This window comes from Alteromonas sp. G4i35, assembly GCF_054960375.1.
The window spans coordinates 24,168-49,966 of the sequence record NZ_JBHNZD010000021.1; the positions used below are offsets into that span (position 1 = coordinate 24,168).

21 protein-coding genes are annotated in these 25,799 nt (G+C 41.1%); 8 read left to right on the forward strand and 13 right to left on the reverse strand.

Going from position 1 to position 25,799, the window contains the following annotated elements; all coding sequences use genetic code 11:
* Positions 1 to 19 precede the first annotated feature (19 nt).
* The 6 genes from ACFI6L_RS14265 to ACFI6L_RS14290 all read left to right on the forward strand — a co-directional run bounded on the left by ACFI6L_RS14265 (position 20) and on the right by ACFI6L_RS14290 (position 7,377).
* Complete coding sequence (locus ACFI6L_RS14265) at positions 20 to 1,285, forward strand: putative O-glycosylation ligase, exosortase A system-associated (RefSeq protein WP_462574246.1); 1,266 nt, start codon at positions 20 to 22, stop codon at positions 1,283 to 1,285.
* Positions 1,286 to 2,347 carry an acyltransferase family protein gene (locus tag ACFI6L_RS14270; protein ID WP_462574247.1) on the forward strand — a complete coding sequence of 354 codons (1,062 nt, stop codon included), beginning with the start codon at positions 1,286 to 1,288 and terminating at the stop codon, positions 2,345 to 2,347.
* Positions 2,348 to 3,538 carry a glycosyltransferase family 4 protein gene (locus ACFI6L_RS14275; protein ID WP_462574248.1) on the forward strand — a complete coding sequence of 397 codons (1,191 nt, stop codon included), beginning with the start codon at positions 2,348 to 2,350 and terminating at the stop codon, positions 3,536 to 3,538.
* 23 nt (positions 3,539 to 3,561) lie between these two features.
* Positions 3,562 to 4,626 (forward strand): polysaccharide pyruvyl transferase family protein, encoded by a 1,065-nt coding sequence (locus ACFI6L_RS14280; RefSeq protein ID WP_462574249.1) that lies wholly within the window; start codon positions 3,562 to 3,564, stop codon positions 4,624 to 4,626.
* An 88-nt stretch (positions 4,627 to 4,714) separates the two neighbouring features.
* The gene (locus tag ACFI6L_RS14285; RefSeq protein ID WP_462574250.1) at positions 4,715 to 5,818 is read left to right on the forward strand and encodes a polysaccharide pyruvyl transferase family protein; all 1,104 of its coding nucleotides are present in this window, start codon (positions 4,715 to 4,717) and stop codon (positions 5,816 to 5,818) included.
* A 110-nt stretch (positions 5,819 to 5,928) separates the two neighbouring features.
* Positions 5,929 to 7,377, forward strand: a complete 1,449-nt coding sequence (locus tag ACFI6L_RS14290) for an oligosaccharide flippase family protein (protein ID WP_462574251.1) — start codon at positions 5,929 to 5,931, stop codon at positions 7,375 to 7,377.
* Positions 7,378 to 7,483: 106 nt separating this feature from the next.
* Here ACFI6L_RS14290 and ACFI6L_RS14295 read toward each other — a convergent pair whose 3' ends face one another.
* From ACFI6L_RS14295 to ACFI6L_RS14350, 12 genes are read right to left on the reverse strand one after another with little or no spacing between them, the layout of a single operon-like run.
* Positions 7,484 to 8,407, reverse strand: a complete 924-nt coding sequence (locus ACFI6L_RS14295) for a polysaccharide pyruvyl transferase family protein (protein ID WP_462574252.1) — start codon at positions 8,405 to 8,407, stop codon at positions 7,484 to 7,486.
* On the reverse strand, positions 8,404 to 9,726 hold the full coding sequence (locus ACFI6L_RS14300; protein ID WP_462574253.1) for a glycosyltransferase: 1,323 nt from the start codon (positions 9,724 to 9,726) through the stop codon (positions 8,404 to 8,406). Before ACFI6L_RS14300 ends, ACFI6L_RS14295 begins: the two co-directional genes overlap by 4 nt.
* Before the next feature lie 2 nt (positions 9,727 to 9,728).
* Entirely contained in the window at positions 9,729 to 10,628 is a 900-nt protein-coding gene (locus tag ACFI6L_RS14305; protein ID WP_462574254.1) for a glycosyltransferase family 2 protein, read from the reverse strand.
* Entirely contained in the window at positions 10,615 to 12,000 is a 1,386-nt protein-coding gene (locus tag ACFI6L_RS14310) for a hypothetical protein (protein WP_239300762.1), read from the reverse strand. The genes ACFI6L_RS14305 and ACFI6L_RS14310 overlap by 14 nt, the downstream gene beginning before the upstream one ends.
* Before the next feature lie 8 nt (positions 12,001 to 12,008).
* Positions 12,009 to 13,118 carry a glycosyltransferase family 4 protein gene (locus ACFI6L_RS14315; protein WP_462574255.1) on the reverse strand — a complete coding sequence of 370 codons (1,110 nt, stop codon included), beginning with the start codon at positions 13,116 to 13,118 and terminating at the stop codon, positions 12,009 to 12,011.
* Positions 13,115 to 14,179: an acyltransferase family protein gene (locus tag ACFI6L_RS14320; protein ID WP_239300763.1), complete on the reverse strand. Its 1,065-nt coding sequence runs from the start codon at positions 14,177 to 14,179 to the stop codon at positions 13,115 to 13,117. The genes ACFI6L_RS14315 and ACFI6L_RS14320 overlap by 4 nt, the downstream gene beginning before the upstream one ends.
* Positions 14,169 to 16,049 (reverse strand): asparagine synthase (glutamine-hydrolyzing), encoded by a 1,881-nt coding sequence (gene asnB / locus ACFI6L_RS14325; RefSeq protein WP_462574257.1) that lies wholly within the window; start codon positions 16,047 to 16,049, stop codon positions 14,169 to 14,171. Before asnB ends, ACFI6L_RS14320 begins: the two co-directional genes overlap by 11 nt.
* A gap of 12 nt (positions 16,050 to 16,061) precedes the next feature.
* Positions 16,062 to 17,135, reverse strand: coding sequence for a GNAT family N-acetyltransferase (locus tag ACFI6L_RS14330; protein ID WP_462574258.1), 1,074 nt, complete (start codon positions 17,133 to 17,135; stop codon positions 16,062 to 16,064).
* Positions 17,135 to 18,151 carry a polysaccharide deacetylase family protein gene (locus ACFI6L_RS14335; protein WP_462574259.1) on the reverse strand — a complete coding sequence of 339 codons (1,017 nt, stop codon included), beginning with the start codon at positions 18,149 to 18,151 and terminating at the stop codon, positions 17,135 to 17,137. Before ACFI6L_RS14335 ends, ACFI6L_RS14330 begins: the two co-directional genes overlap by 1 nt.
* Positions 18,144 to 19,253 (reverse strand): glycosyltransferase family protein, encoded by a 1,110-nt coding sequence (locus ACFI6L_RS14340; protein WP_462574260.1) that lies wholly within the window; start codon positions 19,251 to 19,253, stop codon positions 18,144 to 18,146. The genes ACFI6L_RS14335 and ACFI6L_RS14340 overlap by 8 nt, the downstream gene beginning before the upstream one ends.
* Before the next feature lie 2 nt (positions 19,254 to 19,255).
* A complete protein-coding gene (locus ACFI6L_RS14345) occupies positions 19,256 to 20,221 on the reverse strand; it encodes a glycosyltransferase family 2 protein (protein WP_159119938.1) in 966 nt (321 codons plus the stop codon).
* A complete protein-coding gene (locus ACFI6L_RS14350) occupies positions 20,218 to 22,755 on the reverse strand; it encodes a hypothetical protein (RefSeq protein WP_462574261.1) in 2,538 nt (845 codons plus the stop codon). Before ACFI6L_RS14350 ends, ACFI6L_RS14345 begins: the two co-directional genes overlap by 4 nt.
* 188 nt (positions 22,756 to 22,943) lie before the next feature.
* On the opposite strand from ACFI6L_RS14350, the gene ACFI6L_RS14355 reads away from it, so the two are divergent.
* On the forward strand, positions 22,944 to 24,155 hold the full coding sequence (locus tag ACFI6L_RS14355; RefSeq protein ID WP_462574262.1) for a TIGR03087 family PEP-CTERM/XrtA system glycosyltransferase: 1,212 nt from the start codon (positions 22,944 to 22,946) through the stop codon (positions 24,153 to 24,155).
* Complete coding sequence (locus ACFI6L_RS14360; RefSeq protein ID WP_171337305.1) at positions 24,152 to 24,736, forward strand: acyltransferase; 585 nt, start codon at positions 24,152 to 24,154, stop codon at positions 24,734 to 24,736. The genes ACFI6L_RS14355 and ACFI6L_RS14360 overlap by 4 nt, the downstream gene beginning before the upstream one ends.
* On the opposite strand, the gene ACFI6L_RS14365 is transcribed toward ACFI6L_RS14360, so the two are convergent.
* Entirely contained in the window at positions 24,687 to 25,799 is a 1,113-nt protein-coding gene (locus tag ACFI6L_RS14365; protein ID WP_239300768.1) for a GNAT family N-acetyltransferase, read from the reverse strand. The two genes, ACFI6L_RS14360 and ACFI6L_RS14365, sit on opposite strands and share 50 nt — an antisense overlap.

Sequence of the window (25,799 nt, forward strand, 5' to 3'; positions counted from 1 at the left end):
AATAATAAGAGACTAGTTGATGGTTACAGATATTTTCATGAGCTTAATTTTATTAGCTCTGATGTTTTATTCTTTTACTCGGCCGCATGTAGCCGCCTGTTTGGCAGTGTGGATAAACCTTGTTAAACCTCAGAACACTTCTTTTGCCTTCTTGGCCGGGCAGCCACTTTCTTTAATTACTACGGCATTGTTCTTTTTAGTTTTAATTTTTAATTTTAATAAGCTGCGTGTTCCCAAAAGTAAATCATATCACTTTATTATGATAGGTTTTATGGTTTGGGTAACGATAGCTTCATTTCTCGGTGAATATCAAAACGTCGTCTGGATTAAGTACGACTTTGTAATAAAAACACTTATTTTTGCTTACTTTATTCCTTTTACATTAACTAAAAGGGCTCATGTCGAGATGTTTCTTTGGATATGTGTTGCTTCTTTTGGGTTATTCCTTTTTATGGCTGGGATAAAAACCTTATTAGGGGGGGGAGGTTACGGGGTTTCACTTATCGGAATCGGTGGGTTTATGTATTCAGAAGGTTCTACACTGGCATCGCTAGCAGTGTGCCTTATACCTTTGTTTGTTGCCTTAAAGTCATCCTCAAAAATTGCACAGTCATGGAGTGCTTTTCGCTGGCTGTCTTTAGCTTACTCTGCTCTATCTTTACTCACAGTTGTTGGTACTCAAGCTAGAACGGGTCTAGTAGCGTTGGCTGCGTATATAGGATTACTTCTGAAAAAGCACAAGATAAATTTTAAAGTGTTTCTGGCTATATGTATGATTCCTTTGCTTATTTATACAGTTGCGCCCAAGTCTTGGTTTTACCGCATGTCTTCTATAGAAGATGCTACAACATCTGAAAAGTCAGCGATAGGTCGAATTGTAGTGTGGAGGTGGACATTAGACTATGTTTCTCATAGGCCTTTTTTTGGGGGCGGCTTTTACAGCTACAATGCAAATGCTGGAATTTTGCACCACTATCAGCAAGGTGACGAAATAGAAATAAAACAAAGAGGCGGTAAAGCATTTCACAATATATTCTTCGAAGTGCTTGGCGAAACCGGTTACGGGGGACTATTTCTATTTCTGTCAATTTTATTGCATACAATTTTGCTCAACAGAAGGACTATTAAGCGGTTGGGTGGAGAAGTTGGGGTCATTGGCGGTGCATTAAGCCATTCTTTAATTATTTATTGTGTCGGTGGTTTCTTCATTGGCGTAGCATTTTATCCATGGATCTATTATCTATATGGAGTCTCTCTAGCTCTAAGTACAGTAGAAGAGTCATAAATGAATTATCTTACTTCAATAAGAGGAATCGCTGCATTCTTTGTCGTTCTTTATCATATAAAGCATTGGTTGGTAGCATACGATGTGCCGCAGTTTATTAGTATATTCTTTGAGAAAGGTTATTTAGCGGTAGATTTCTTTTTTCTACTGAGCGGTTTCATTATTTCTTTTAACTATATGAAACACTTTTCGAGTAATGACACTTGGCAGGCTAAAAAAGTCTTTATAATTAAGCGCATAGCAAGAATTTATCCACTTCACGTTTTTGTTCTTTTGAGCTACCTCAGCATTCCTCTTGCCTTGTATTTAACAGATAGAGTAGTACCCGAAGGAGCATTTACCGCAGAAAGCTTCTTCATCAAACTTATGCTTTTAGATCTTTGGTTTATCAGCTCCGATTTTTGGTCAATGTGGAATACTCCGTCATGGACTATCAGCGGAGAGTTTTGTGCTTATTTGGCTTTTGCATTTACTGCTGGTTTTATCGCAAAGTTCCGACGCTATGCTGTTATTGCTCTATTAGTTTCGCTAAGCATCACCGCGATTGCCTACACGGTAATTGGAGCTCGTTCATTAGGGGATAATATTGGGGACCTAGGACTCCTTCGTTGCGTTTTCGGTTTCTTCAACGGAATGTGCCTTTACATCATCCATTACAGATTGAAAGATAAAGAAATTGCTTTTGGTAAGTGGCTTTTTTGTATCTCCTTCTTGTCTTTCTATGGATTAATTCTAAATACTACTGCCAATCACTTTTACGCGCCTGGGTTATTCTTTTGTATGCTTTTAGGACTTCTTTTGTCTAAAGGGCCAATTCACAGGCTGCTTGAGCTTAAACCTTTTATATGGCTTGGCGACATATCTTACTCTGTCTATTTAAGCCATACCTTTTTACTCAATTGGTTTGTTATGCTATTGATGGAAGACAGTCAAAATGCCTCTATTTTTAATATTTTCGCTTATATCGCAATAGTCCTAATTTTTTCTACAATGTGTTACCAACTTGTTGAAGTCCCCGGACGTCGTTTGATTTCACGTAAATTTGCTAGTAAGGGGATTTGAATGGGTGACAAACTACAGCCAGTAATTACTTCTATGCGATACAGAATAGGAATTGATGCTCGATTTGTTTTACGCCCACTTAGGGGTATGCCTCAATATGTATATATGCTTTGCCAGCGTTTGCCAAAGGTGATGCCAAATGTCGATTTTTACTTTTTTATTAATCGGCAGTTTGAATACAATGATGAGATTTCACACTACGAGCAACGTTTAAGTCGTTTTTCCAACTTTCCGAACGTAACTTTAGTTAATATCGATGCTGAGACAGAGATACTTTGGGAGCAGTGGTTGTTACCCAAGCAACTAAAAAAATACAAAATTAACCTTTTTCATATGCCAGGTAATAGGGTCTGTTTGCTGTCTCGCGTTAAACAAATAACTACAACTCATGATTTAATGGAGTGGCATTCTCTTAATATTTTTCGCTACTATAAAGGCAGAACTTTAAAAGAGAATTTTTATTTTTTAAGACAGAAGGTGTATTTGTGGGCAGTGTATAGGTTAGGTTTGGTTTTTTCTGATCACATTTTAACCATTTCAAAATACTCGATGGGCGATATCACGAGTACTTTCCCAACATTAAAGGGCAAAGTTTCTTATGTTTACCATGGTATTCCTAAAGGTTTTGAGCCACCTACTAACCCGGTCTTGAAGAAAGGCGTTCTCATGCTTGGCGGCGACAGTCATCAGAAGAACCCTGAGAACATGTTAAAAGCATGGGCGCAGTTACCTAAAGAGTTGCAGAAAGCACATCCCCTCACTATTTTAGGGTTTGTTGGAGGGGAAGACTCTATCATTTCCAAAACCATTCGAGCATTGGGAATTGAAAATGACATTGTTATAAAAGGCTGGGTTACCGAAGACGAGCTTATTCAAGCAATGAAAACCTCAAAGGTGTTTATTTTTGCATCGCGCGAAGAAGGCTTTGGGTTTCCTCTTGTGCAATCAATGGCTTCTGGAACACCAGTAGTAACTTCTGAAGCTGACGTGCTTATAGAAATTGGGCAAGATGCGATTTGTAGCGCAGAAGCTGAAGACTTTCTTGCGTTAAGTAGTGCTGTAGGCAGCCTCCTTACAGACGAACAGCTCTACAATGAAAAAGTAAAAAAAGGCCTAACGATTTCATCCAAGTTTACTTGGGAGCATACCGCCGAACATATTGCTTCTACATATTTGACATTATTGAAATGAAAATAAAAAAAGGAATGTATTTCTTGATATCCAAGTTGGTGGAACCTTTGCGATGGCGTTTTGAACTGTATTTTGCTGAAAAATTTGATCTTTATGGCTCACTTTCATTCTACTTAAAGCAAAAGTTCACGAGGAAAAAATACTTAAAAACCGCTCCTGTCGTTTACATTTATGCAAACAAAAGAAACGTTGGGGACTATATTTCCCATCTTGGTTTAAAAGAAATAGTGGGTAAAGACGGCCCCGACCTCTTTTGTTCTCCTGTATGGTTAAAAGAGTTTAAAGCGCACATTGACTACTTAAAACAGCATAACCCAAATGTGCTGCTGGTAATTGGCGGAGGAGGCCTTTTACAGCCAGTCTTTGAACCTTTTTGGCACGATGTACTACAAAGTGGCTTGCGTTTCACCGCGCATGGTATTGGCATTAATAAGATGTCTGGAAGAGGGGAAATGAAAGGTGATTTATTTCCTAAAATCGCGAAAGGCGCCGACCATTTAGGCGTGAGAGATGAATATACCTTCAACTTTTTAGAGCAATTTGCACCAAATAAACTAGTTCTTACCGCTTGCCCCTCAATAAACTATCTGGTTCCACGTTACTGGCAATCACAAGCACGTTCTTCAAACGTTCTTTTGCATCTAATCCATCCGTCAGATGTAAGGTTGGCAGGCGCTGACCTAGATACAATATCAAAAAATCTGATGGCTGTAGCTGAAGCTTTGGGGTTGGAATATCAAGAGCATACTAATATGGATTCTTCTCATGTTCGAATGCTGAAAAAGGTAAGTAATGCTCGCGTTATTGTGAGTAGTCGTCTGCACGGCTGTATAATGGGTTTCGGTATGGGAATTCCTTTCTTGCCGTTACTGTGCGATGACAAAATGAAGGCATTCTTGACATCACACACGGAAGTTGACGGGGTTGATGTTAAGCAAGCAGAAGACGCATCTGTTTTGAAGCATAGAGTTGAGTCGCTTCTAGCTGAATGTAGCAGCGACCGAAGTAAGCTTGATGTGAAGCTTGCTGAAAATGCAGAAGCGGGTAGTTACATAAATAGCCTAGCGTCAAAAATCGCCAAAGATTAATCATAAATGCAATAAAGCAGCAAGCCATGGTGTTAATGCAAAAAATAGTTTGTGGAATTGCGCGCATTGAACAAAATAAGGGATAGGTATGAATGTTACCTTTAGTGGCTTCTACGGTATGAAAAATACGGGCGACGATTGCTTTTGCAAAGTCGCAGAGTGGGGAGCGCAGCATTACTGGGGCGCTGATACCAGTTATTTCTTTTCTAAAAAAATTCCTAAGCTATCCAACAATGCAAAGCCGATTATGAAAACATTGCCATATCGTCTGCAGTTCATTAACGAGTTATTGTTAGATAGGCATTTTAAGAAAAATAAGCATCTTGTGTATTCTGGTGGTTCCATCTTCCACGGCAAAGACTGGTGGGAAATGGAATATGCCAATAAAAACTTTGAAAAGTATGATTTAAAGATTGGGGCTATTGGGGTTTCTGTAGGTCCCTTTGATTCGGTGGCACACGAAAAGAAAGTTATCGAGTTTATGAAACGCATGTCTTTTCTTTGTGTTAGAGACCTTAAGTCTTATGAATTGGTGCAGAGTTACAATTTAGACTTACCTTGCACACATGCCTTCGATCTTGCTGGGCTGTTGCCAAAGGTTGACAAGTTAGATTTAAAAGCAAAGCAGGAGAGCACTAAATCGACCATCGGGTTAGCACTGTGTTCGTTCAGTGGAAAAACAGGAAAAGTGCGTCACGAAAATAGCGAACGACTGCAAATTCTGGCGTCCGCAATTAATACGTTGAATGCTAAAAGGGGCGGTGATGTTACGCTTAGACTCTTTGTGTTCAACGGCCATGAATTGCACGGTGACATGGCTGCAACGCAGGAATTTGTTCGACTTCTTGACCCGTCTGTGAGCGTTGAGCTGTTCGACTATGTCACCGACCCTATGAGTATGTGGCATCAGATTGGCGACTGTGACGCATTTTTAAGCTTTAGACTACATGGCGCAATTTACGCGTTTATGGCTCACGTTCCTTTTTTATTAGCCGAAGTGCATGAAAAAGCCAGCAACTTTCTTAAAGATATTGATTGGCCAGAGAAATTTCGGGTAGGGGATTTTGAAGTGTCGCCTGATAGTTTGGTTAGTATTGTTGAAAAAATGCTGGAAGGGCACGACTTTTCGCAAAGTATAAAGCGTTGCGAGAATGACGCTGAAAAAAACTTCACGCATGCCGTGTTTGACTGAATATTTCACTGACTCAAGGAATGTTGATAAATGAAAACTGTTGTGCGTTCTACATCAAGGCTTCTTGATGTGTGCTTTGTGTGGAACACAGTCGATAAGGATTTAAAAGTTTGAACTTAGCGAGAAAAGTGGCCAGCAGTACGTCGCTGATCCTTATTGTTCGATTATTCCAACGCGGCATAGGTATTATTAGCCTGCTGATTCTTGCGCGTTTATTAACGCCCCAAGATTTTGGCGTAGTTGCAATAGCTACAATGCTTGTCTTTCTTTTCGATACATTGTCTGAGGGAGGCACTCAGCAATATATTATTCAGAAGAAGACCCTGGATGATAGCGATATTGTAACGGCATGGACGATTTCAATATTGTCTAAACTCGCGTTGTTTGTTGCGCTGCTTGCACTTACGCCTGTACTGGCCAACTTTTTGAACGCACCAGAAGCTGAATCTGCGATACGCGCTATGGCACTTGTGTTACCAATTTCTGCCTTTGCTAGCCCCCAACTCTTTATGCATAGAAGAGATTTGGAATACGGCATCATTTCTAAAATACTCTTGATTGAGAGAGTTGTGAGTTTCTTAGTTACAGTGGTACTGGCTTTCATTTTAGAGAACTATTGGGCCATGATAATAGGCGTGCTGGCAGCATACACCAGCAAAACACTGCTCTCTCATTGGTATGCGCCTTATCCTTTGAAGTTTTCATTGAGCCGGATAAAGGAGCAAATGAGTTTTTCATTGTGGATGCTCATTCGTTCAATTTTGGGGTACGTGCGCGCCGAGTTCGACGTGATTTTCATTAGTAAAATGTACGGTGCAGATCAGCTTGGTGGTTTTAGCTTAATGAGAAACCTTTCATTCTTACCAAGTAGAGAAATAATCGCTCCTGTTTCTAATGTATTCCTAGCAAGCTTTTCTGAAATAAAAAGAAGGGGCGATCCAATTGGAGAGCACATTGTGGTTGTGCTTACCATACTGCTTTGTGCGATTTTTCCCGTAATCGGTTATCTACACGTTTTTAACCAAGAACTTGTTTCGCTGTTTTTAGGACAGCAGTGGCTGCCCTTTGCGCACTTATTACCGCTATTAGCCGTGTTCACCATTACATTTGCCGTGTCCACTTTTGTTCAGCAAGGGCTTATTGCAAATGGTGATGTAAAGCTATTGTCGGTTTATGAAATGGTAACGTTGAGCTTATTATTAGGCCTGTTTGCGTTTTTCTTCTCAGGCAGTATGGAAGAATTTATTATCGCAAGGCTAGTATTTGCTTTCACTGTGCTGGGCATCTTGCTGGTGTTTTGTTCTATGCGGTTTGGGCTGCCCGTAGTTAGCTTACTGTTTATGTGTGCGCTGTTGGCCTCGGCGTGTTTTGGCGCTGTCTTATCAGCACAAATGTTGACGGGGCAGGGAATACTCTATCTTGTATTAGGGAGTGCTCTATACTTTGGAGTTTATCTTGTAGCGTGTTTATTTTTTCTGTTTTTATTTAAAAGGCACAGAATACTTGAAGAAGTTAGTTCGTTAGGCTTGCGCTTTATTCGCTCTAGGCGGGCAAGTTGATTTAATGAAGAGTTATTTAGTTGTTAAATCGAATGAGTTGCAGCGTTCCTATTGCTGAGCATACTTAAAGTATGGTCAGCAATAGATAGCTTAATGAATATTGCGCTTATTCTTTCCACACTACGTTTGCGTATTTTCCTTTAAGTGAATACTCGTAAATAGCGCGTATTTTAAAGTAGTTATTACCGTATAGATTTACTTTTTTACCTAACTTAGCCGCCGCAATGGCTACGTGCAGCCTGTTGGTGTTCACCGTTTCAAAGGCGTTAATGTGAGATAAAAAACGAAATGTAGACAGCTTGGCGAGCTTAGGTTCGCATGAACTCAACTCATACAGTGCCGATACGTCGACGTTGTCTGAGGGAATGAGAATGTCAGTTTTTTCAACGTCTATTCTAAATGCATTGAGTTCACCGCTTTGAGGTTTGCTCGGGTAGGGATGACCAAACAGTGATTTTAAAGTGTAGGCAAGGTAGTGCTTCAGCGATATACCAAAATCTTCATTTTTAAAGAGTGCGCGGCGCTTCAATTCTGAACCAACACTACCCAACGCCGATTGGCTGGCAGGTTTTGATAGCATCTTTTCCACATCTGCGCTTAATACCATGTCATCGTGAAGGTATACGTTGGCTCTTGTTACCATTTCGCTAGCAAATTCGTAAGAAACTCGTTCTCGACAAAAGAGATGAACGGTTTCAGGAAGCGATTGCAATAACTCTTCTGCACCAAAAAGCGTGTGAGGTAACAATATAAAGGCTTTCACGCGAGAAGCGTATTTTTTGATGTAATAACCAACACGGCTATTTTCACCACCAAAATTGCCGCCTCCACCATAAACAAGAATATCATTGTCTGAAATATCTTTTTCTGACTGGCAGCATTTGTACTCTATATTGTTTCTTTCAAAAAATTGATACGTTGCACATGCGATAAGTGAGTCACCTGCATTGCCAGGATTGGGCAGGTAGTTTACCTTTCCACCAAGCTGTTGGATTAACACTACCAACTCATCATCTTTCTCTTTATTCATTTTAGTTTCTTTTCAATCCAGCTATAACAATCGTCAAATGCATCCTGCTCTTCATAAAGATAATGCATGCCATGTAAGTCATTCACTTTTACTGCGAGGTTTGAGTGCCATTTTACGTCGCTATTTTGTTCTATCTCGTAGTCTCTTATCACGTCTTGCATCATTTGAGTGGCTACGTCGCAATTCCTGTTATTTAAAATATACTCTCTTGGAGAGAAAGTTCCCTCATTGTTTAATAAACTCAATACCTTAGATTCAAGATCTTGCTCGTTTGCAAAGTAACCTGTTTGTGCATTTATAAAATCGTATTTTTCACCGTAATTATGGTTTTCTCTCATTATTACCGGTGTATCACACAGCATTCCTTCAATAATCGCCCTGTTGTTACCCTCAAACTTTGACCACAAGACGTTTATTTTTGCCCGCTTATATAATTCAGCGACTTCTTGAGGTGTTATCCATTCGTAAATCTTTACATTGTCAGCAAGCCCCATTTCATCTGCATACGAAAGGATATCAGATTGTGATATGTCACCAGGGTATCCGACTAATACAATCTTGAAGTCGGGCTTTCTTGACACTACGCCCTTCAAAGCTTGGAAAAGTGCTCTTTGACGCTTGTACTTCGCCCATGCAGCCACAACAATTAAATCTATGTCTCTTTCTTCATCTTTAAGGGGGGGAGCGAAATTCTTATAATTTATAAACCAGCTTGGGCCGACCTTAATTGGAATAAGATTTGAATTGAGTGCTTTAACGAAGTTGTAGTCTCTTTCTTCATAGGTTTGAATGAAAATTGGGAACTTTAGCTGCGTGTAAATAAGAATATTCGACTCGCAAAATCCTGCCCAACTAGGCTCTAGAATGAGATGATAATTTTCTAAAATTTCTTCTGCTTTGAAAAAGCGTAGGAACAAAGGGAAGTAGTAACTATAGTTAATAATAATTACGCCTTTCTCAGACCCATTTGGCTTTTTCAGTACGGTGATAATTCCATTTAGCATCTTTTCAGGTTCGGTAAAGAATTCCGCCGTATTTGATAGAGGCTCAACGGCATTAATAAATGCGTCCTGTATTTCGTTTTCATATTGCTGACCGTTAACGAAATACCGTTTAGCGTACTCTACACCTAGTGAGTAACTGCCAGACCACCCCGTTCTGAAAACTGCTGAAACCAGAGCGAACGCCTTACTTCTAGAACCAAGTTTCCATAGTGCAAATGCACATAACCTTACACACGCAACAAGTAGCCCTTTTTTGCTGTTGTGATCGAACTTAATAAATTCTATTAATCGATCCTTACTATGTCCCAACTTCATATTTATCGCTTCTTTTGGGTGATTAAGTTAACAAAAGTTCGCAATATGCGCTTAACGCTCATAGCATTTCCTTTGCATAGAAAAAGATTTAACGAACATTGCAAAGAGAAAAGGTGATCGTTTTTCTCTTCAGCGATATAAGAAAAAATAAGATAAGCACGGCATTTAGCTTCTTTTTTTAATGTGCTGTTTCTCAATTCTTCGTCGTTGAAGGTTTCATCAAGAATTTCGAGATGTACAGGTAATAATGAGCGAGCATTGCGAGACGTAGATTGTGGTTGTACCCTATAATCTAAAAGCACTTCGTTACATAGAACGATTGGATGCTCTTTAGCAATTTGAAGCCATAGTTTCCAGTCTTCCAGCGCCACTAAAGACTCATCAAACCCACAAAAGCTTTTAAAAATATCCGACTTAATTAAAAGTGATGAAGTAGTGATAAAATTTTCGACAGCTAAATGCGCGAATATATTTTCGTCATAAAGGTGGCTGTAAGTAGAGCGGTAAACCGTTTTGTCCTCGTATCCCAGACCTACATATTGCGAGTCGCAGTGCGACCATACCGCGTCTCCAATTGTATCTAATTGGCGTTCAAGCTTGTTTGCATACCATACGTCGTCCGAGTCACAAAATGCGATAAAATCGCCCTTAGACTTCGAAATAGCATTGTTGCGGGCCGCAGAAACACCTTGATTTTTTTGTCTCATAGCAATTATGCGGTCGTCACGTTCTGACCATGCATTTATAATGGTCCACGTCTCATCTGTGGAACCATCGTCAATCACTATAAGCTCAATATTTCGGTGAGTTTGATTCAGCACACTGCTTATTGATTCTTCTACGTAGTGAGAAGAATTATAAGCAGGCATAATGACACTCACTTTTTGATTATTTTGTTTCATTTTTTAGTGTGGATACTTTACGTTTATAGGTAAGAAACAAAGGTGGTCTAGCATATTTTCCAAGCGTGTCGCCTTTTGTTAAGGAAATAAATAGCCTTCCTTGCTCAGCATCATAGTCGGCTCCACCTATTGCCAATCCTTTGTACCTTGCGGGCAAAGGAAACTTGCCGTGTTCGTAAGGTTGAAGATTGTAGGGCATTGTTAAATTAAGCTTGGCTTTCAGTAAATCTACCACGTCCCATGCCCAATAAAAACTATAGTAATCAGATGCATCGTATGGGCATGGACCTCCGCATTTATGTCCATTGTTTTGCTCGATTTTATAGCCAATACCACTTTCGTGACCAGCTGATTTACCCAGTGTCAAATAAGTGCGTGTACCAGGGATAATGAAACCAAAAGAGGCCCCCGAAGACAGTGTCCACATTTTGTTTAACCCGTCTTCATTAATACTTAAGGGTTTAAATTCCGGTTGATATTCATATACGCTGTGGTCGTAAAGTGGGTTTTTCATGGAAAAGTCGAGCAGGGCCTGTGTTTGAACAAACCCTGACGGACCGTAAATAACATCTTTTCTGGGGTTAAAGGCAAATGCCGTCGGGCCAATAGACAACCTAGAGGATATCGCTGCGTTAGATTGTGAGCCCGTGATGTGCGAAGCGTCAAAAAGGTCGGTTAAATTAGACGGAATTTCGCTTAACCAGCCAGCTGCATGAGCTGCGCCTTGTAATTGGTAAGGGCCGTACATTTTGCTCTCAGCAAGGTTATTTGCATTCCATATCATAATGCTCGTATCAGTTTCCGTGGCCGTTGCATCATACCAGTTGATGTAGTTGACCATTAACGCATTATCAATTTGCTTAATGCCAGTAATGCGAAAGTAACCCCCAATACCTGTTGAAACTCTTGGGTTATTTATTAGCGGAATAAAGTTCTGCAGAACAGTTTCGCCTTTCACAAAATCCCTCAAGTCTTCTGACTTTGTTATTGGAGGGATAAGGAATTCACCAATGCCTCCTAATCTTGGGTTGCTAGCCACAAACATCGATTTTTTAGATGTACTAAGACTGAAAATACCCAATGAAAAATCGACAGTTGAATTCTCCGCTTTGCCAGCGCGTTTGGTCGACAGCCGGAAACCGCCTTCGTATTCCCATGCCGAAATGTCAAGTTTAGGAGAATGAATTAATTCGTACGCTTGGTTTACTTGCGTGCATGTTAACAATGCTTTTTTCTGGTTTAGCCCCAGATATTGCGATACTTCTTGTCGTTTATCGTCACATTGCTCACTGGCAGAAGCTTTAGTCACAGAGGTTGAACCAAAAACACTAACCACAATTAGCAGGAGGAGTTGAGTCGAATGTTTTGTCAAACACATAGTTATCTTCCTGTTATTTTCCGATAAAGGTGAGCGTATTGTGCCACCATATTCGTCGCATTAAACTTTTCGCAAAATACCCTATAGCCATTGGCCCCCATTTCTTTGAGAGACATGGGGGATGAGCAAAGTGTATTGATAGCGCTAGTGAATGCCTTCTGATTTGCGTTTTCTGTAACCAGGCCAGTTTGTTGATGCTCAACAATCTCGGAATTTCCACCTGCATCGGTAACAATACAAGGCTTAGACAATGACATAGCTTCAAGCAGCGTCATGGATGTGCCTTCACTCAACGAAGAAAGTAGAAAAATATCCATAATGGCAAGATGGTGGCTTGGATCTTTTATATAACCAGTAAAGCGCACATGGTCTTCAATTCCTTCTTTTTGCACAAGTGCTTCAAGTGTTGGTCGCATTTCACCGTCTCCAACAAGTACAAGAATTAAATTTTGATTTTCTTTCAAAGCTGCTGAAAATGCTTTTATCATCATTTCTTGATTTTTAATCGGGTCAAAACGCGCTATCGTGCCAAGAACAATACTCTCTTCTGGAATGGCTAATTCGCTTTTTGTAATGGCCTTTATTGTATTATCGACTTGAAGTGATTTAATGCCGTTATAAATAACGTCTATTCGTGCTTTAGGAATAAACTCATATTCTTCGAGCGCGTCTTTGGTGGCGTGCGAGATTGCAGTTGCCTTATTAGTTGCTCTCATTAGAACTGGGTTTACAAGCTGGCGTTTCCAGCTCGTTGAATCAGGGTAAAATCTGCCGTGTTCTGTGAAAATAACTTTGGCTTTAGTGAACAATGAGGCAAGCGTGCCGTAAACCCAAGGAGTATACTGATGGCAATGCACGACGTCGATGTCATAGTGCTCGATATGCCGTTTTAACGATTTAATAAGCGAAGTGTCAAAGCCAGGTTGACGATGAGCGGTAGAGATATCCGTGCCAGCTTTTCTCAGCTCTTCTCCCCAAGGTCCTAAAGGCTCTTCAATACAGAATATCGACATCGCAATGGAACGATCAGAATTGCCGTCAATAATATTCTTTATTACCATTTCAGTGCCGCCAATACGCATGTCATAGGTAACGTGTAGAACTTTAATCATATACCTTCCATCTTCATCTTTTGAGTTCTATCGTTGTGCGCACGGGACTGCGAAAACGAAAACTTAGAGCGAGACTTCATAAAAGGCAACTCTACGAAGCGATACAGACACTCAGACAACAGCAGAGTAATAAACAACGCCGCTACGTAGTAGATTGAAAAAGCAGTGTTGTTAAGGTCGAGTTTATTTAATACTGCAAGTGCGTCAACGTGCAATAAGTACATGGCATAAGAACGTGTAGATATGTGCATGACAGCGCGCGACGCTATACCTGTTGGATTGAAGTTGGTTTGCTCGCCCCAGACAATCCAAATCCCAAACATGAATGCAAGCCCCAAGCTGCTAGGGTCACCGATTTCCCACTCACGATTGTACCTGGCGATATAGAAAAACGCGTAGGCTGCAATTGAAGCAATAAAAAAAACGTTAATTTTTTTCTGTGCTTCACCCCAAACATGCTGCCTATAGTGCTTCAAATAAGCTAGTAATACACCCATCGCACAACAATCTAACCTAACGTGAGTTTCGGTATGAGAGGAGTAAAGTTCGAGGTAACGAAAAATAGAAGGGCAAACTAATAACGTTAATAAGACGAAAACTTGATACTTTTTGTCGAGAGCTAATGTAAGTACGAACAATGGGGCAATAAATAAGTAAAATTGCTCTTCCACGGATAAAGACCAACTTACATAGAAAACACTAAGATCACCAAGGTAGTTTTGCAAAAAGAACAGATGAGGCCAGGGAAAAGAGAAATCTTCTTTTGTTAAGTAAAGCTGTAAAATAGTGACAAGTAGCACAGCATAATAAGCTGGCATAGTTCGCATCCACCGCCTGATCCAAAAGCGCGGTACATCAATATCACCAAATTTTTTCTTTTCCAGCAATAATTGGTTGCCTATTAGCCAGCCTGACAACACAAAGAAAAGGTCCACGCCAGTTCCTCCGAATTGAAACGGCGCCAAAATGGCAGGTGCACCAAAAGCTAAAATGCTGTGTGCGGTAAACACTAACATAATGGCGAGAGCTCTAAAGCAATCCAATGAAAAATTACGCTGCATATTTTGCAAACCACATTTGATACATCAACATACTCCACATCACTATGCCGTGATCGGCTTTGCGCGTTTGATGCTCGTGCCAAAGTTTGTTTATTACACGGCTATCAAATACGTCATTTAGTCCACACTGAGCACGAAGAAGTCGAGATTCAGATAGCTCTTTTAGCTCTCCTCTAAACCACTCATCTAATGGCGTGCTGAAGCCCATTTTCTTTCTATACAGCAGTGAATCGGGGATAAAAGGCTTAAAGACTTCTTTAAGTAAGTATTTTTTCTCACCGTCGCGATATTTCTGTGAAGAGGGCAGGGTCGCGGCGAACTCTGCAACTTGGTAATCCAGAATAGGCGCTCGTACTTCTAACGAATTTGCCATACTCATGCGGTCGACTTTTACCAAGATGTCGCCTGTCATGTAGGTCTTGATGTCGGTGTAAAGAATTTTGCTTAAATGATCCGGACCGTCGGCTTTGTTATACATGTCTAAGGTATATTGACTAGGATGGTAATCGGCGAGCTGCTGTGCAACCTCAGGCTTAACTAAGCTTTGCCACATTTCATCTGTCATCATACTGTTAGTGATGTAAAAGCCCATAGCTGGCTCGTGAGATAAGCTTGTGAGTAATGATTTCGCTTTTTTACCGACTGTGCCTGGCACTTTTCCAGCTAATTTCGCTAAGTGTGGAAAAACAGACTTTCGGACCGCTTCGGGAAACTTGTTTCTTAGCTTGTTTTCAACATCGTCAATCGAGTACTTTTCGTAGCCAGCGAACATCTCATCGCCGCCGTCTCCCGCGAGCGCAACGGTTACAGCCTTTCTTGCCAGTTCCGAAACGAAGAAGGTCGGCACTAACGAGGGGTCAGCAAAAGGTTCATCAAAAAAGCTCACGATATGTTCTAGTCTGTCGCTAACGTTTTGGTGAACGGTAAATTCATGGTGCTCTGTTTCGTATTTTTCAGCTATTTCACGAGCGAAATCCGCTTCGTTAAATGCTTTATCATCAAATCCTATGGTACAGGTTTTTACTGGAGTTTCGCTGGCTTGTGCCATCATAGCGACAACACCCGAGCTATCCACACCGCCGCTTAAGAAAGCGCCAAGCGGAACATCACTGATCATTCTTTGTTTAGTGACTTTTTCAAGTAAGGTCTTTAACTGCGCTTTATTGGCATCTTCACTGGCACTTGTGGTGTTTTTAAAGCTCAAATCCCAATATTCATGAATGCTGAAACCGTCTTTATTAAGAATTAAATAATGAGCAGGTGGTAACTTGTGAATGTGCTTAAAAATACTCTTTGGGTCGGGAACGTATTGATATGCAAAGAAGTCATATACGGCGTCTAAGCGAATTTCTCTTGGAATGTTCTCCAACGCCAATATAGCTTTAATCTCAGAGCCAAACGCAAATCGACCATTATCATTAAAATAGTACAGGGGTTTTTTACCCAATCGATCTCGTGCAATAAACAGTTCTTGCTTGTTTTTGTCCCACAGAGCAAAGGCAAACATTCCGTTTAGTTTATCTAAACACTTGGTTCCTTCGCGTGCGTATAGCTCTAATATAACTTCGGTATCTGTATGACTTTTAAATATAACACCGTCGTTTTCAAGCTCGGCTCGCAATTCAAGGAAGTTGTAGATCTCGCCATTAAAAACAATAACCAAGTCACCCTCTTTTGAGTACATGGGCTGATTGCCTGCTTCTGAAAGATCAAGAATACTTAGCCGCCTATGACAAAGGCCGATATGTTCATCGATATACATGCCGCTGGCATCTGGGCCTCTGTGATGAATAGCCTTGTGCATAGCTTCTAATGAAGTTTCACCGCCTTCGTTGAAATTAAAAAGGCTAAATCCTGCAATGCCACACATGAATGGTTATCCCTACAAACTGATATAAGGTCGAAGAATTGACCCAGTTACAATGGTAAATTTTAAGGGAAGTTCACGCCAAATGTTTTCGGCCATTTCTCTAACCCTGCTTGAGCCTGACTCAGCGTCGCTTTTAGCGTCTATCAACTCATTATTTTTATCAAAACTCTGCCAGTTAAGCAGTTGAGGTTCTGCGCCCCATTGTTTTTTAAATTTATATGTACCTTCTTCAAAGGTTGAGCGGCCAAAGTCAAAAACTTTCACGCCATTGTCGGCGCAATGGGAAAGCAAAGACCAATACAACAACATATTAGGAGCAAGGCGATTGAAGTCACGAAGTGTTGAGGCCCATGGAATAGAAGCGTTGTCACCCGATTTTATGATAACGCCACCACCAATAGGCTGGCCATCGTGATAAACCACGCTAATTAAACTACTTTGGCCGTAACTTTTTATAATTGCCTTAAACCATTTTTCGGCATGAACAGGAGAGCCGAGATCTCTCATGTTTTGAGCATATACGTTGTAGAAATCACTTACTAGGACGTTCGATGTGCCTAACTCAAAGGTAAGCCCATTTTTTTCCGCCTTCCTTATTTGGCTGCGTAATTTAGATTTGAAACTTGATAACAGTATTTCACTAGACTCAGGCAGAGGCAAAAGCATACGTACTTTTTTGTTCTCAAACTGGGTTTTGTCTAAAGGTGATTTTTCTATACCTCTAATTTCCAATTTTTTTCCTGTTACGTTTCGCATCTGCGCAACAAGAAGCGCATGCATGTCATTTAACACCTTGTCGTTGTTGGCTAAGCCATAGCCTACATCGCAATAAGGTAAAGAACATATTTGCTTGCCCAGTAAAGGTATATTCATTAAAACAGCAGGGAAAACACCAACAACTTGCCCCGTATTAGCACATGTGGCAATAACGCCAAGCATTGAATGACCGTAAGCGGCCTTTACCGCTTCAAGCCACGCAAACTTGTGATAAGCGGAAGCATTTTTGTGTTGTGATACATAGGCATCCCACAAAGGTTTGTCGCTGGCTGACGCTATTCGTAACTTTGTATTTTGTTGTGCCGTCATTAATTTTGCTCACCTTTAATAACACCGCTTGAAGCGCTGCGGTTACTTAAATGCACCTTGGCTTCTGAGATAGTACAAAATTTAACATTGGCATTTTTCGCTAAGTGTTGCGTAACAACCTCAATGCGCTGGCATATTGTTTCAAATGCATTTGGCTCATCTAAAAGGCCCGTTGCTCCGTCGATTAAACTAGAGCTGTGTAAGTACATATGAATAATGGGTTGTTTTTTCTGAATACTTTGATCGACTAACGCAAGCATGTCTTCGATTTCGGTAAGCTCTGGACTCAAATAAATCTTTCTTAAAAGTTTACTGTGCCAAAGCAGACCGACAGATTTAACCCAATTAAAGGGCGGTTTAGATAGTCGATTGTGAATGCGTTCACCAAGAGAGAAGTTTTGAATATTAAACCCTGCGGTAACAGGGATCTCAAGCAGTTGACGCTGCTCTCCAGGAGCCAATGCGTTGTCAAACGAAGGCCAATAAGGCGATTCTGGTGCACCTAGGCAGCTAAAATAGTCGTTCCTGTAAAAAGGATAAACGCTTGAATCTACTACATAGCCTCTTGATGCAAGTAATCTAAGCATTTTGGCACTTACGCCCCATCGCCCGCTTCTAAAGGACTGTGGGCGAACGCCTATTTCGTCGTGTAAAAGGGCGTTTAGTGCATCGAGTTTTTGCTCTACTTGCTCTAAAGGAAGGTTTATTACGTGAGATTCCGCTTCGGTTGTCTTACCGAAATAGGGAGGGTTACACCAAGGGTGTAGATGTGCTCCAATTTCCGCGCTGTTAGACTTAGCAAAGGTTCGCAGAGTTTGACTGCCAACATTATTGCTTGCAACGGCGTAATCAACAAAATACGTAGGACGGATACCAAGACTTTCACAGAAAGTTTGAAATGCAGGAAGCTTTTCAACGTTTTCAACTGAACAGTTATGCTGCGGAAACTCTTCGTCCCACTGCCATTCTTCTTCAGTATCAATAGTTAAAACAAATAACACGTCCTGTTTATGCATTTACACTCTCTTTCAGGATTCCTTTGAATAATTCAAGGTATTCATCAGCCATTCTCTTAGCAGAGAAATTGGCTTCTACAAACGACTTTGAGTTTTGAGCTAGTGAGGTGGCGAGCGCTTTGTCGTCTAGCAGTCTCTCCCAATCTTTCTCAAGCTGCTTGCTGTTGTGAAGAGGAGCCAATAAACCAGACTCGTTGTGTGTTATTAGCTGGTCGATACCCGCAATGTCATAAGCAGACACCGGAATTTCCATGGCGCATGCTTCCATTAAGCAGCGAGGGATGCCTTCAAGCGTCGACGTCATTACGAACAAGTCAAAGTCGCGCAGCAGCTGTAGCCTGTCATTTCTAAAGCCTAAAAAATGAATGTCGCTGGCACTAGCCAGTGTTTTCGAATACGCCTCTAAGCTGGGGCGGTCTTCGCCGTCACCCAGCAGTACTAATTCAATATCTTGACGCTTTTTATGTAAAGACTCGAAGCAGTCTAAAATGGCTTTTATATTTTTCCGGCTAATCATTTGGCCCACAAAGCCAATGGTCTTCTTTTCTTTTGGCTTGTCTGTTTTTGTTTGTCTAACGGCTTCTACTTCAGACAAGTCTACGCCATTTTGGATATACTCAAGCTTTTCAGGCGATATATTAAACTTCTCCACATCACTCATTAGTTGCTTAGAAAGTGGAACAACTTTGTCGGCAAAGCGCATCGACTGACACCCTAACCAAATAAAGAGACGGAGTTTCAAGTCGGCAGCATTTTCAAAGCCGTGGGGTGTTACAACACACGGAATACCTGCTTTTCTAGCCGCCATTACGCCCAAAATATCTGACTTATAGCCGTGAGTATGGATAATATCGATATCTTGTTCTTGAATTAAATCCGCCAATTTCGAAACGGCACGCAGGTCAAAACGACCCTGCATAGGAATGTGGTGAGTTTTTCCTATCGCTTTGAACTGTTTTACTAGCTCTAGCTCTTCTGTACCCGGCTCTAAGGTAACAACAAGTTCACTCGAAACACTATCTGGCAAATGCTTTGATAACGCTAACACCCATCTTTCTGCACCGTAAAAACCGGTTGAACAAATAAACTGTAAAACTTTCATTGTTATTTATGCGAGCTGGTACTAACAGCGCCGCGTACTCCTATTAATGTTCCAAGTGCTCTAGCCGGAAAATAAAGCAGATAAAAAAGTGAGCAATGCCACCAAGTTACTTGCTGCTTAACAAGCCTTTTTAGTCGCCACGTGTACGCTGTAAAAGGCAGAAAAGCGCCTACTAACATAACTATAGCGACAATAGGTTGCGAGAATATTATCGCGAGAAAAGCCAGTAAAAGACCACCTGTAAATGCAAAAGGAACAACAAAACTTGGCCATTCTCTCAGCGGAATGCGCCTTCCTTTTAAAGATGCAATATTGGACTGGCCGCGCCATATTTCTTTTTTATACATCGGTGCGTAAGCTTTGTCTTCGCCAATGTGAATATACTGGGTTTGTGAGGTGTAAAACAACTCACCTAATTTATTAACCTTATCGGTAAAGAAATAATCTTCACAAGTAAGAAGGTGTTCAGGAAACTTACCTGCTGCCTCAAAAGTTTCCTTTAAAAGAAATAAGTTGCGGCCAGGCAGAAAACTGACAGGCACATCAAGTTCAGCATTGCTTAACGCCGTTCTTATTCTCTCTAAAGGCGGCGCGTTAGGACTGTTCACCTGCATGGCGCTAACTAGAGCCGTATTGTCTCGCGTTTTGAGAGTATCAATCATCACGTCTAGCCAATTCGAAGCAAGTGCAACATCTGCGTCTAAAAATGCCAAGTATTCACCTGTCGCCAAGCCGGCGCCCAGATTCCTAGAATGTGAAATCGTGTTATTTTCGTCGTTATATACAACTCGCAAATTTACTGTTTCGATAAATGCGCTGAGCGTATTTGAAATTTCTTTATTCTGACTTACCAAAACAACTTCGTATTGTTCTTTAGGTGTTGTTAGGCCCGCAATACTTGTTAGTGTTTCAATGAGCATGTCTTCACGCCCCTTATGAGGAATGATAAAAGACGTATTAATACTCATGGTTTACCTAACCATTTTTGAAGTTGTGGAAAACGTTTCACTAGCTGTTTTCTCTCTCTTGACGGAGATAAATCGATAAGGTTGGACAAAAGGAAACTCAATGAATTGGATTTTTCTGTTAATGCCTGACCTTTTTGTGTAGAAGTCGATGAAAGAGGGCGGGCAGCCTGCTTAAAACCGGAGTAATGACCGTTTTGCATCATTAAACAAAGTACGCGCGTGGTACTCGTTTCTGTACTCGTACTAAGGCGTTGAAAAATTGTATCAGCTAGTTGCTCGGCTTTTTGCTCAGCAAGTGTACGTTGGGCTTCAGTTAAATAGTTAGATGCAAAATGCAGTACGCATAGTTTTCTTAGGTCTTGCCCACTCCACGTTTGATTCGGAAACTCAAGAATGTCGGGCTTGTCCAGATAAGCATATTCGTTCACTGCCATCCAATTGGCATAGTGAGTAAGTGAGTCTACTGCGTATTGATAGCTTGAGTCACATTCACAGCGCTGTTCTTTAAGTGATATAAATCGGCAAACTGCTTGTAGGAATACAGTATAAAACCACGTTGCTTCGACATTATCCAATTGCAACTGGTCGAAGTCATCGGTGGGAGAGACCGTATTCGCTATAATATAGGACGCGGCTTCAATGTCACTATCACAACCTTGTAGTTCGTATCTATCTAGCCTTGCTTGCAGGTAGTTACCCGTACCTCTGTCTAGAGGATACTTTCCTGTTTTTACATTTTTAACACCAGGAATATCGCTATTTTTAAACGCAAGCAGGGCGCCTACAAACGTACCGTCGCCTTCATAGTAATTGGTTACCCATTGCGTTATGGATAATACGGCGTCTCGAGACGGCGTGTAGCCAGTAAGCAAATGATGCAAAGTGAGACCATTGGTATAACAATGTTGGCCACCCGGACCGCCGCCTCCAGCATGATCATCGTAAACACCAGACGGCTGATGTTTAGAGTACGTTCTATGAGAAGCTGTATATGCCTGAACATAATGGTCCGTATGCCAAAATAGTCCGCCGCTATACTCGGGCTTATCGTCACTGGTGTGATACACATCAATATCTGCAACGTGCTTGGCAAGATCATCGGCTAGTTCAAACCAACGAGGATCGCCGCTTAACAACCACTGCATCAGCATTCCAAATATAGGGTCGTATTGATTGTTGTAATGTGACACGAAAAAGGGCTCGTCAGGTGCAAGTGCCTTTTCGTGATCCGCATACAACTCACCAAAATGTCGCCAGCCAAATTCGTCGATATCGAGCCGCTTTTGATAAAAAGAAGACGGACCTTCAATGCCACTTTTTATAAGAGAGTCAAACTCGCATGATTTAGAAGGGAGAAAAGGCAAAACAGATGCGTTTTTTAACCAAGCGCTATCAATGACTACTTGCAGTGATTGTATGCTAAAAGGTGCGATTGAAATGCGTCTTGTTTTTTGTTCACCAGGCTGGAGTTCAGTATTCTCACTATACCTAGAACCTAACAAGCTAACGCTTAAACTGTCTGCTGTTAAATGTGCTGAAGAAGGAAAATTTTGCCAAAACTTATCAACATGAATACTAAAAGTGCTACCGATGTTTGAAATCTTAATTTGCGGTTTTGCTTGGTCACCCGAAAGCAATAAGTGCTCTGGCTGGTAAAGTTTAAAACCGCGAAACGGAAGTGAGTTAACGTTGTCTTGATTTACATGGACTGGACTTTGCCAGTTTTCAAAACCACTGGAAGCCTGATGAAGTGTCAGCTCTTCATGTTCAGATGAACTAAAGACATCAGAATTTAGCGTCAGCGTAGGCTGCAGCGATTTACCTTTGAACGAGATACAGCATTCTTTTAAATAAATACTGTTTGGGTCTCCCAAGTCCCACTTCCCATTTGGGTGTGACGCTGCGCTTGGGTTTCGCATTGTTAAATGAGCACAAACCGTTCCGGTACTAAGGAAGATTGACGCTTCTGTTTCAACAATCAGCTTTTTATCGCTGCCAAGCCTAATCTCGTATTTTTGTTCAATGGTTAATGCGCTGTATTCGTTGTTATTGCAATGAAGAGCATAAGAGAATGCAATAGGGGTTATCGATTGAGGATTAATATCAACAATATCGAAAGAGCTGGATAAGTGCTTGTCGGTTACAAACTGAAAAGGCTTAGCTTTGTTAATTGTGAATGTTTTGCCACTGCCCAGAGACAGTGAAAGCGCCTCATCGTTATTGTTTACAGGTGAAACAAGCTTGTTCGATGGTGAGTCGCTCTCCACCGCTTCTAACGTCAGAACTATTTCATCGCTTACCGAATGGCGCTGTAAATCAATCAAACCTTCACATAATAACCACTTTATTGAACCATCTGGCCATAGCTGCGAGGTTTTGATAAAAGCATCAGTTAGTAGTATTCCGTTTGCGGCAAGCCGAAATTGAGTGACGGCGGGCCACATTCCCTTAGGGCAAGGTATTCCTGTTTTAAAATGTCCGCACGTCTCTTTGGCTAAAGAGGCAATCTGGATAGTTCCAACCGTTTGTGTCATTACTGCTTTCTTTATTTCTTCCGTGAGCAATGTTCTTGATGAACATATGCATAATGACTCTAGTATGCCAATGGAATTGCCACTTGTGTAGCCTTCATCACTAATTTGTTACTTTGACCTTATATTTGCTTCGAAGTAGTATGATAATAGGACAAATAAAAATACTAAAGATAGCTTGGAAGGCGCTGATGTCGAAAGTTTGCGTGTTGTCGCAACGAGTACCGTATCCCCCAAATAAGGGCGAAAAACTTAGAACATATCATCAAATTGAATTTCTAAATCGCTTAGGGTACGAAGTCGAAGTTTTTTCTCTCATAGAAACTGCAGAAGATAAGAAAAATGCCGAAGCGTTAGCCAAGCATCTTGGAATTTCGGTTAACTCTTATCAGTTAGGTAGTAAATTCACGCGTTATGCTTCGGCCTTACTGCAAGGTTTGCCCATAAGTGTTGGAGCGTTTTACTCAAAAACACTTCAACATGTTATTGATGAAAAGCTGAAAGAGGGTGAGGATGCGCTGCTGTTAACCGCGTCGAGTTTAAGCTATTACATCTTCAACTCGCCTTATTACAACACTACCCATTGTCGCTTGTTTATGGACTTTATGGACGTTGATTCAGATAAGTGGGCGCAATACGCAGATTCTTCTTCTTTCTTAATGCGCTACGTATACCAGCGTGAAAGCAAAGGTATAAAAAAGCTTGAGGCTAAAACAAACCAACGGTTTGATGAGTGCTTTTTGATTGCAAAGGAAGAGGCGCAGCTATTTAATTCTTCAGTAGACTCATCGAAAGCGATAACCGTACTTGGAAACGGATTAGACTTCGATGCGTTTTATCCAGCGAAAGCCCAGCCTTGCGCGGTAGCAATAAGCACTGCACCGCATTTCTTGTTCACGGGCGTGATGGACTACAAGCCAAACGTAGACGCGGTACTTTGGTTTGTTAAAAACTGTTGGCCACTCATTCGAGAAAAAGCGCCGAATGCAAAGTTTACTGTGGGTGGTATGAACCCTGTTGAAGAAATAAAAGCGTTGTCAGGCCGCGATGGTATAGATGTCACGGGCTTTGTCGATGATATATTGCCTTATTTTCACCAAGCTCATGCGTTTGTTGCGCCATTTAGGTTGGCAAGGGGCGTGCAGAACAAAGTCCTTCAAGCGGCGGCATGTAGACTACCGATAATAACCACGTCTATGGGAGCTGAAGGGATCTCGTTTGCCAATGCTGACAACATGTGGATAGTAGATGATGTAGACAGCTTTGTAGCTGCATGCGTTGAGAGTATTGAAAACTTTGAGCTATCACAACATAAAGCACAACGTAGCTACCAAGCAATAGTTAGCGAATATAGCTGGGAACAACAATTGAGCCCGTTGATGGTGGCAATGGCAAGAATATGAAATCAATAATTAAGAAGAGTTTTTTTGCCCTTTGTGCACTTGTAATGTTTCCTTTCACGCTTTTGTATTTAATGCTGTCTATTGTGGTAAACAAAGACTCGCTGCTTTCGTCTTTTAGCCAGCTGCTATCGCTTATACCCGGTAAACTAGGGTGTTACTTACGTTCGGGCTTTTATCGGTTTGTCATGACCTCGTGTGCGCCAAACGTTCTCATCGGTTTCGCAACGTTGTTTTCACAACAAGATACTGAGATTGACGAGGGGGTGTACATAGGGCCGCAATGTAACATTGGTAAATGCGCTATTGGGAAAAATACTTTGTTGGGAAGCGGTGTGCACATTATGAGTGGCAAAGGACAACATAATTTTTCTGACCCAGAAAAGCCGATAAAAGATCAGGGCGGCGTTTTCACCAAAGTCTCTGTAGGAGAGAACTGTTGGTTGGGCAACGGTGCACTGGTTATGGCCAATATTGGCAAAGGAAGTGTGGTCGCAGCAGGTTCTGTAGTTATTGATGATGTGCCTGCGGGGGTTATAGTAGGTGGGAACCCTGCGAAGGTCTTGCGTGCTTTGCGAGAGTAACTGCTGCATTTGCCAAATAATTTCTCAATCGTGTGAGAACACCTTTGAATGTCATCGTTGGAATTTGTAACGAGTGAAATACAACAGTGTCATTGGACAAAGTTTGTTTGTATTGACTTGCTCCTCCCATAAAATCGTACCAACTTAACCCTTGTTGTGCATAATACTCCATTAAAGCAAGATGCAGAATATAACCAGGCTTAATATGCTTAGATGCAAACTCAAGGTTTACTCCAGAGCAGTAAAAAAAGACCGCGTCTTTTTGTACGAAGTTGAGTGTATACCCTAGCAAAGCATCTCCTGCTGTAACTTTTGCTATTTCACAAAGCTTGCCATTACTTATCAAAAAGTTCTTAAGCGTGCCTTTGAAGACCTTATTTTCAAATCCGCTCCCAAAGGTAGAGTCTCCCCACCGCTTTATGTGAAGTATTTCTAATTGCTCTAGAAATGAGAGTTTTTGTTCTAAACATTCAGCAATTGTCACTTTAATTGGACCAAAGCGAAGACGTACTTCTTTTATACTCCTTCTTAACTTGCTTCTACTATTAGCTGAAAGGCGAGAGATTAGCTGCTCTATATTAAGTTCTGGTGAAAGGGAACGACGAAAACCATATGAAATATGAGCGTCATTGCGTAAGTCGCTCAAGTATTTTTTGGGAAAAAGAAATTCACATGTCATTGAAACATTAAGAATATCGAAATTTTGGCTTTTTAGTTCTTTTAATAGTAAATCAAAGAAACGGTTTTGATTTTCAGGTAAGCCAAATGACGTGTTGTACTCTATCCACACTTGGTCGTTATCAGAACAACCAGTTTGGTTAATATGGGCTAACTTAAAAGTCAGCCCATATTTCTTTTTAAAGCTCTCACCGATTAACGCAAAGTGACTCACTGTACTTTGTTCGTAGAGCAAAAACATATGAACCGGAAATGTCTTTTGGCAAAACCATGCTTTGAGAAACCCCTCACTCAAAAACGGCGAAAAGTTATCACAGTTTACTTCATGTAAGACAGTGGAGAGTTGCTCCCAAGTTACATTTGTTAGCCATTGTGTTTCTTCCAT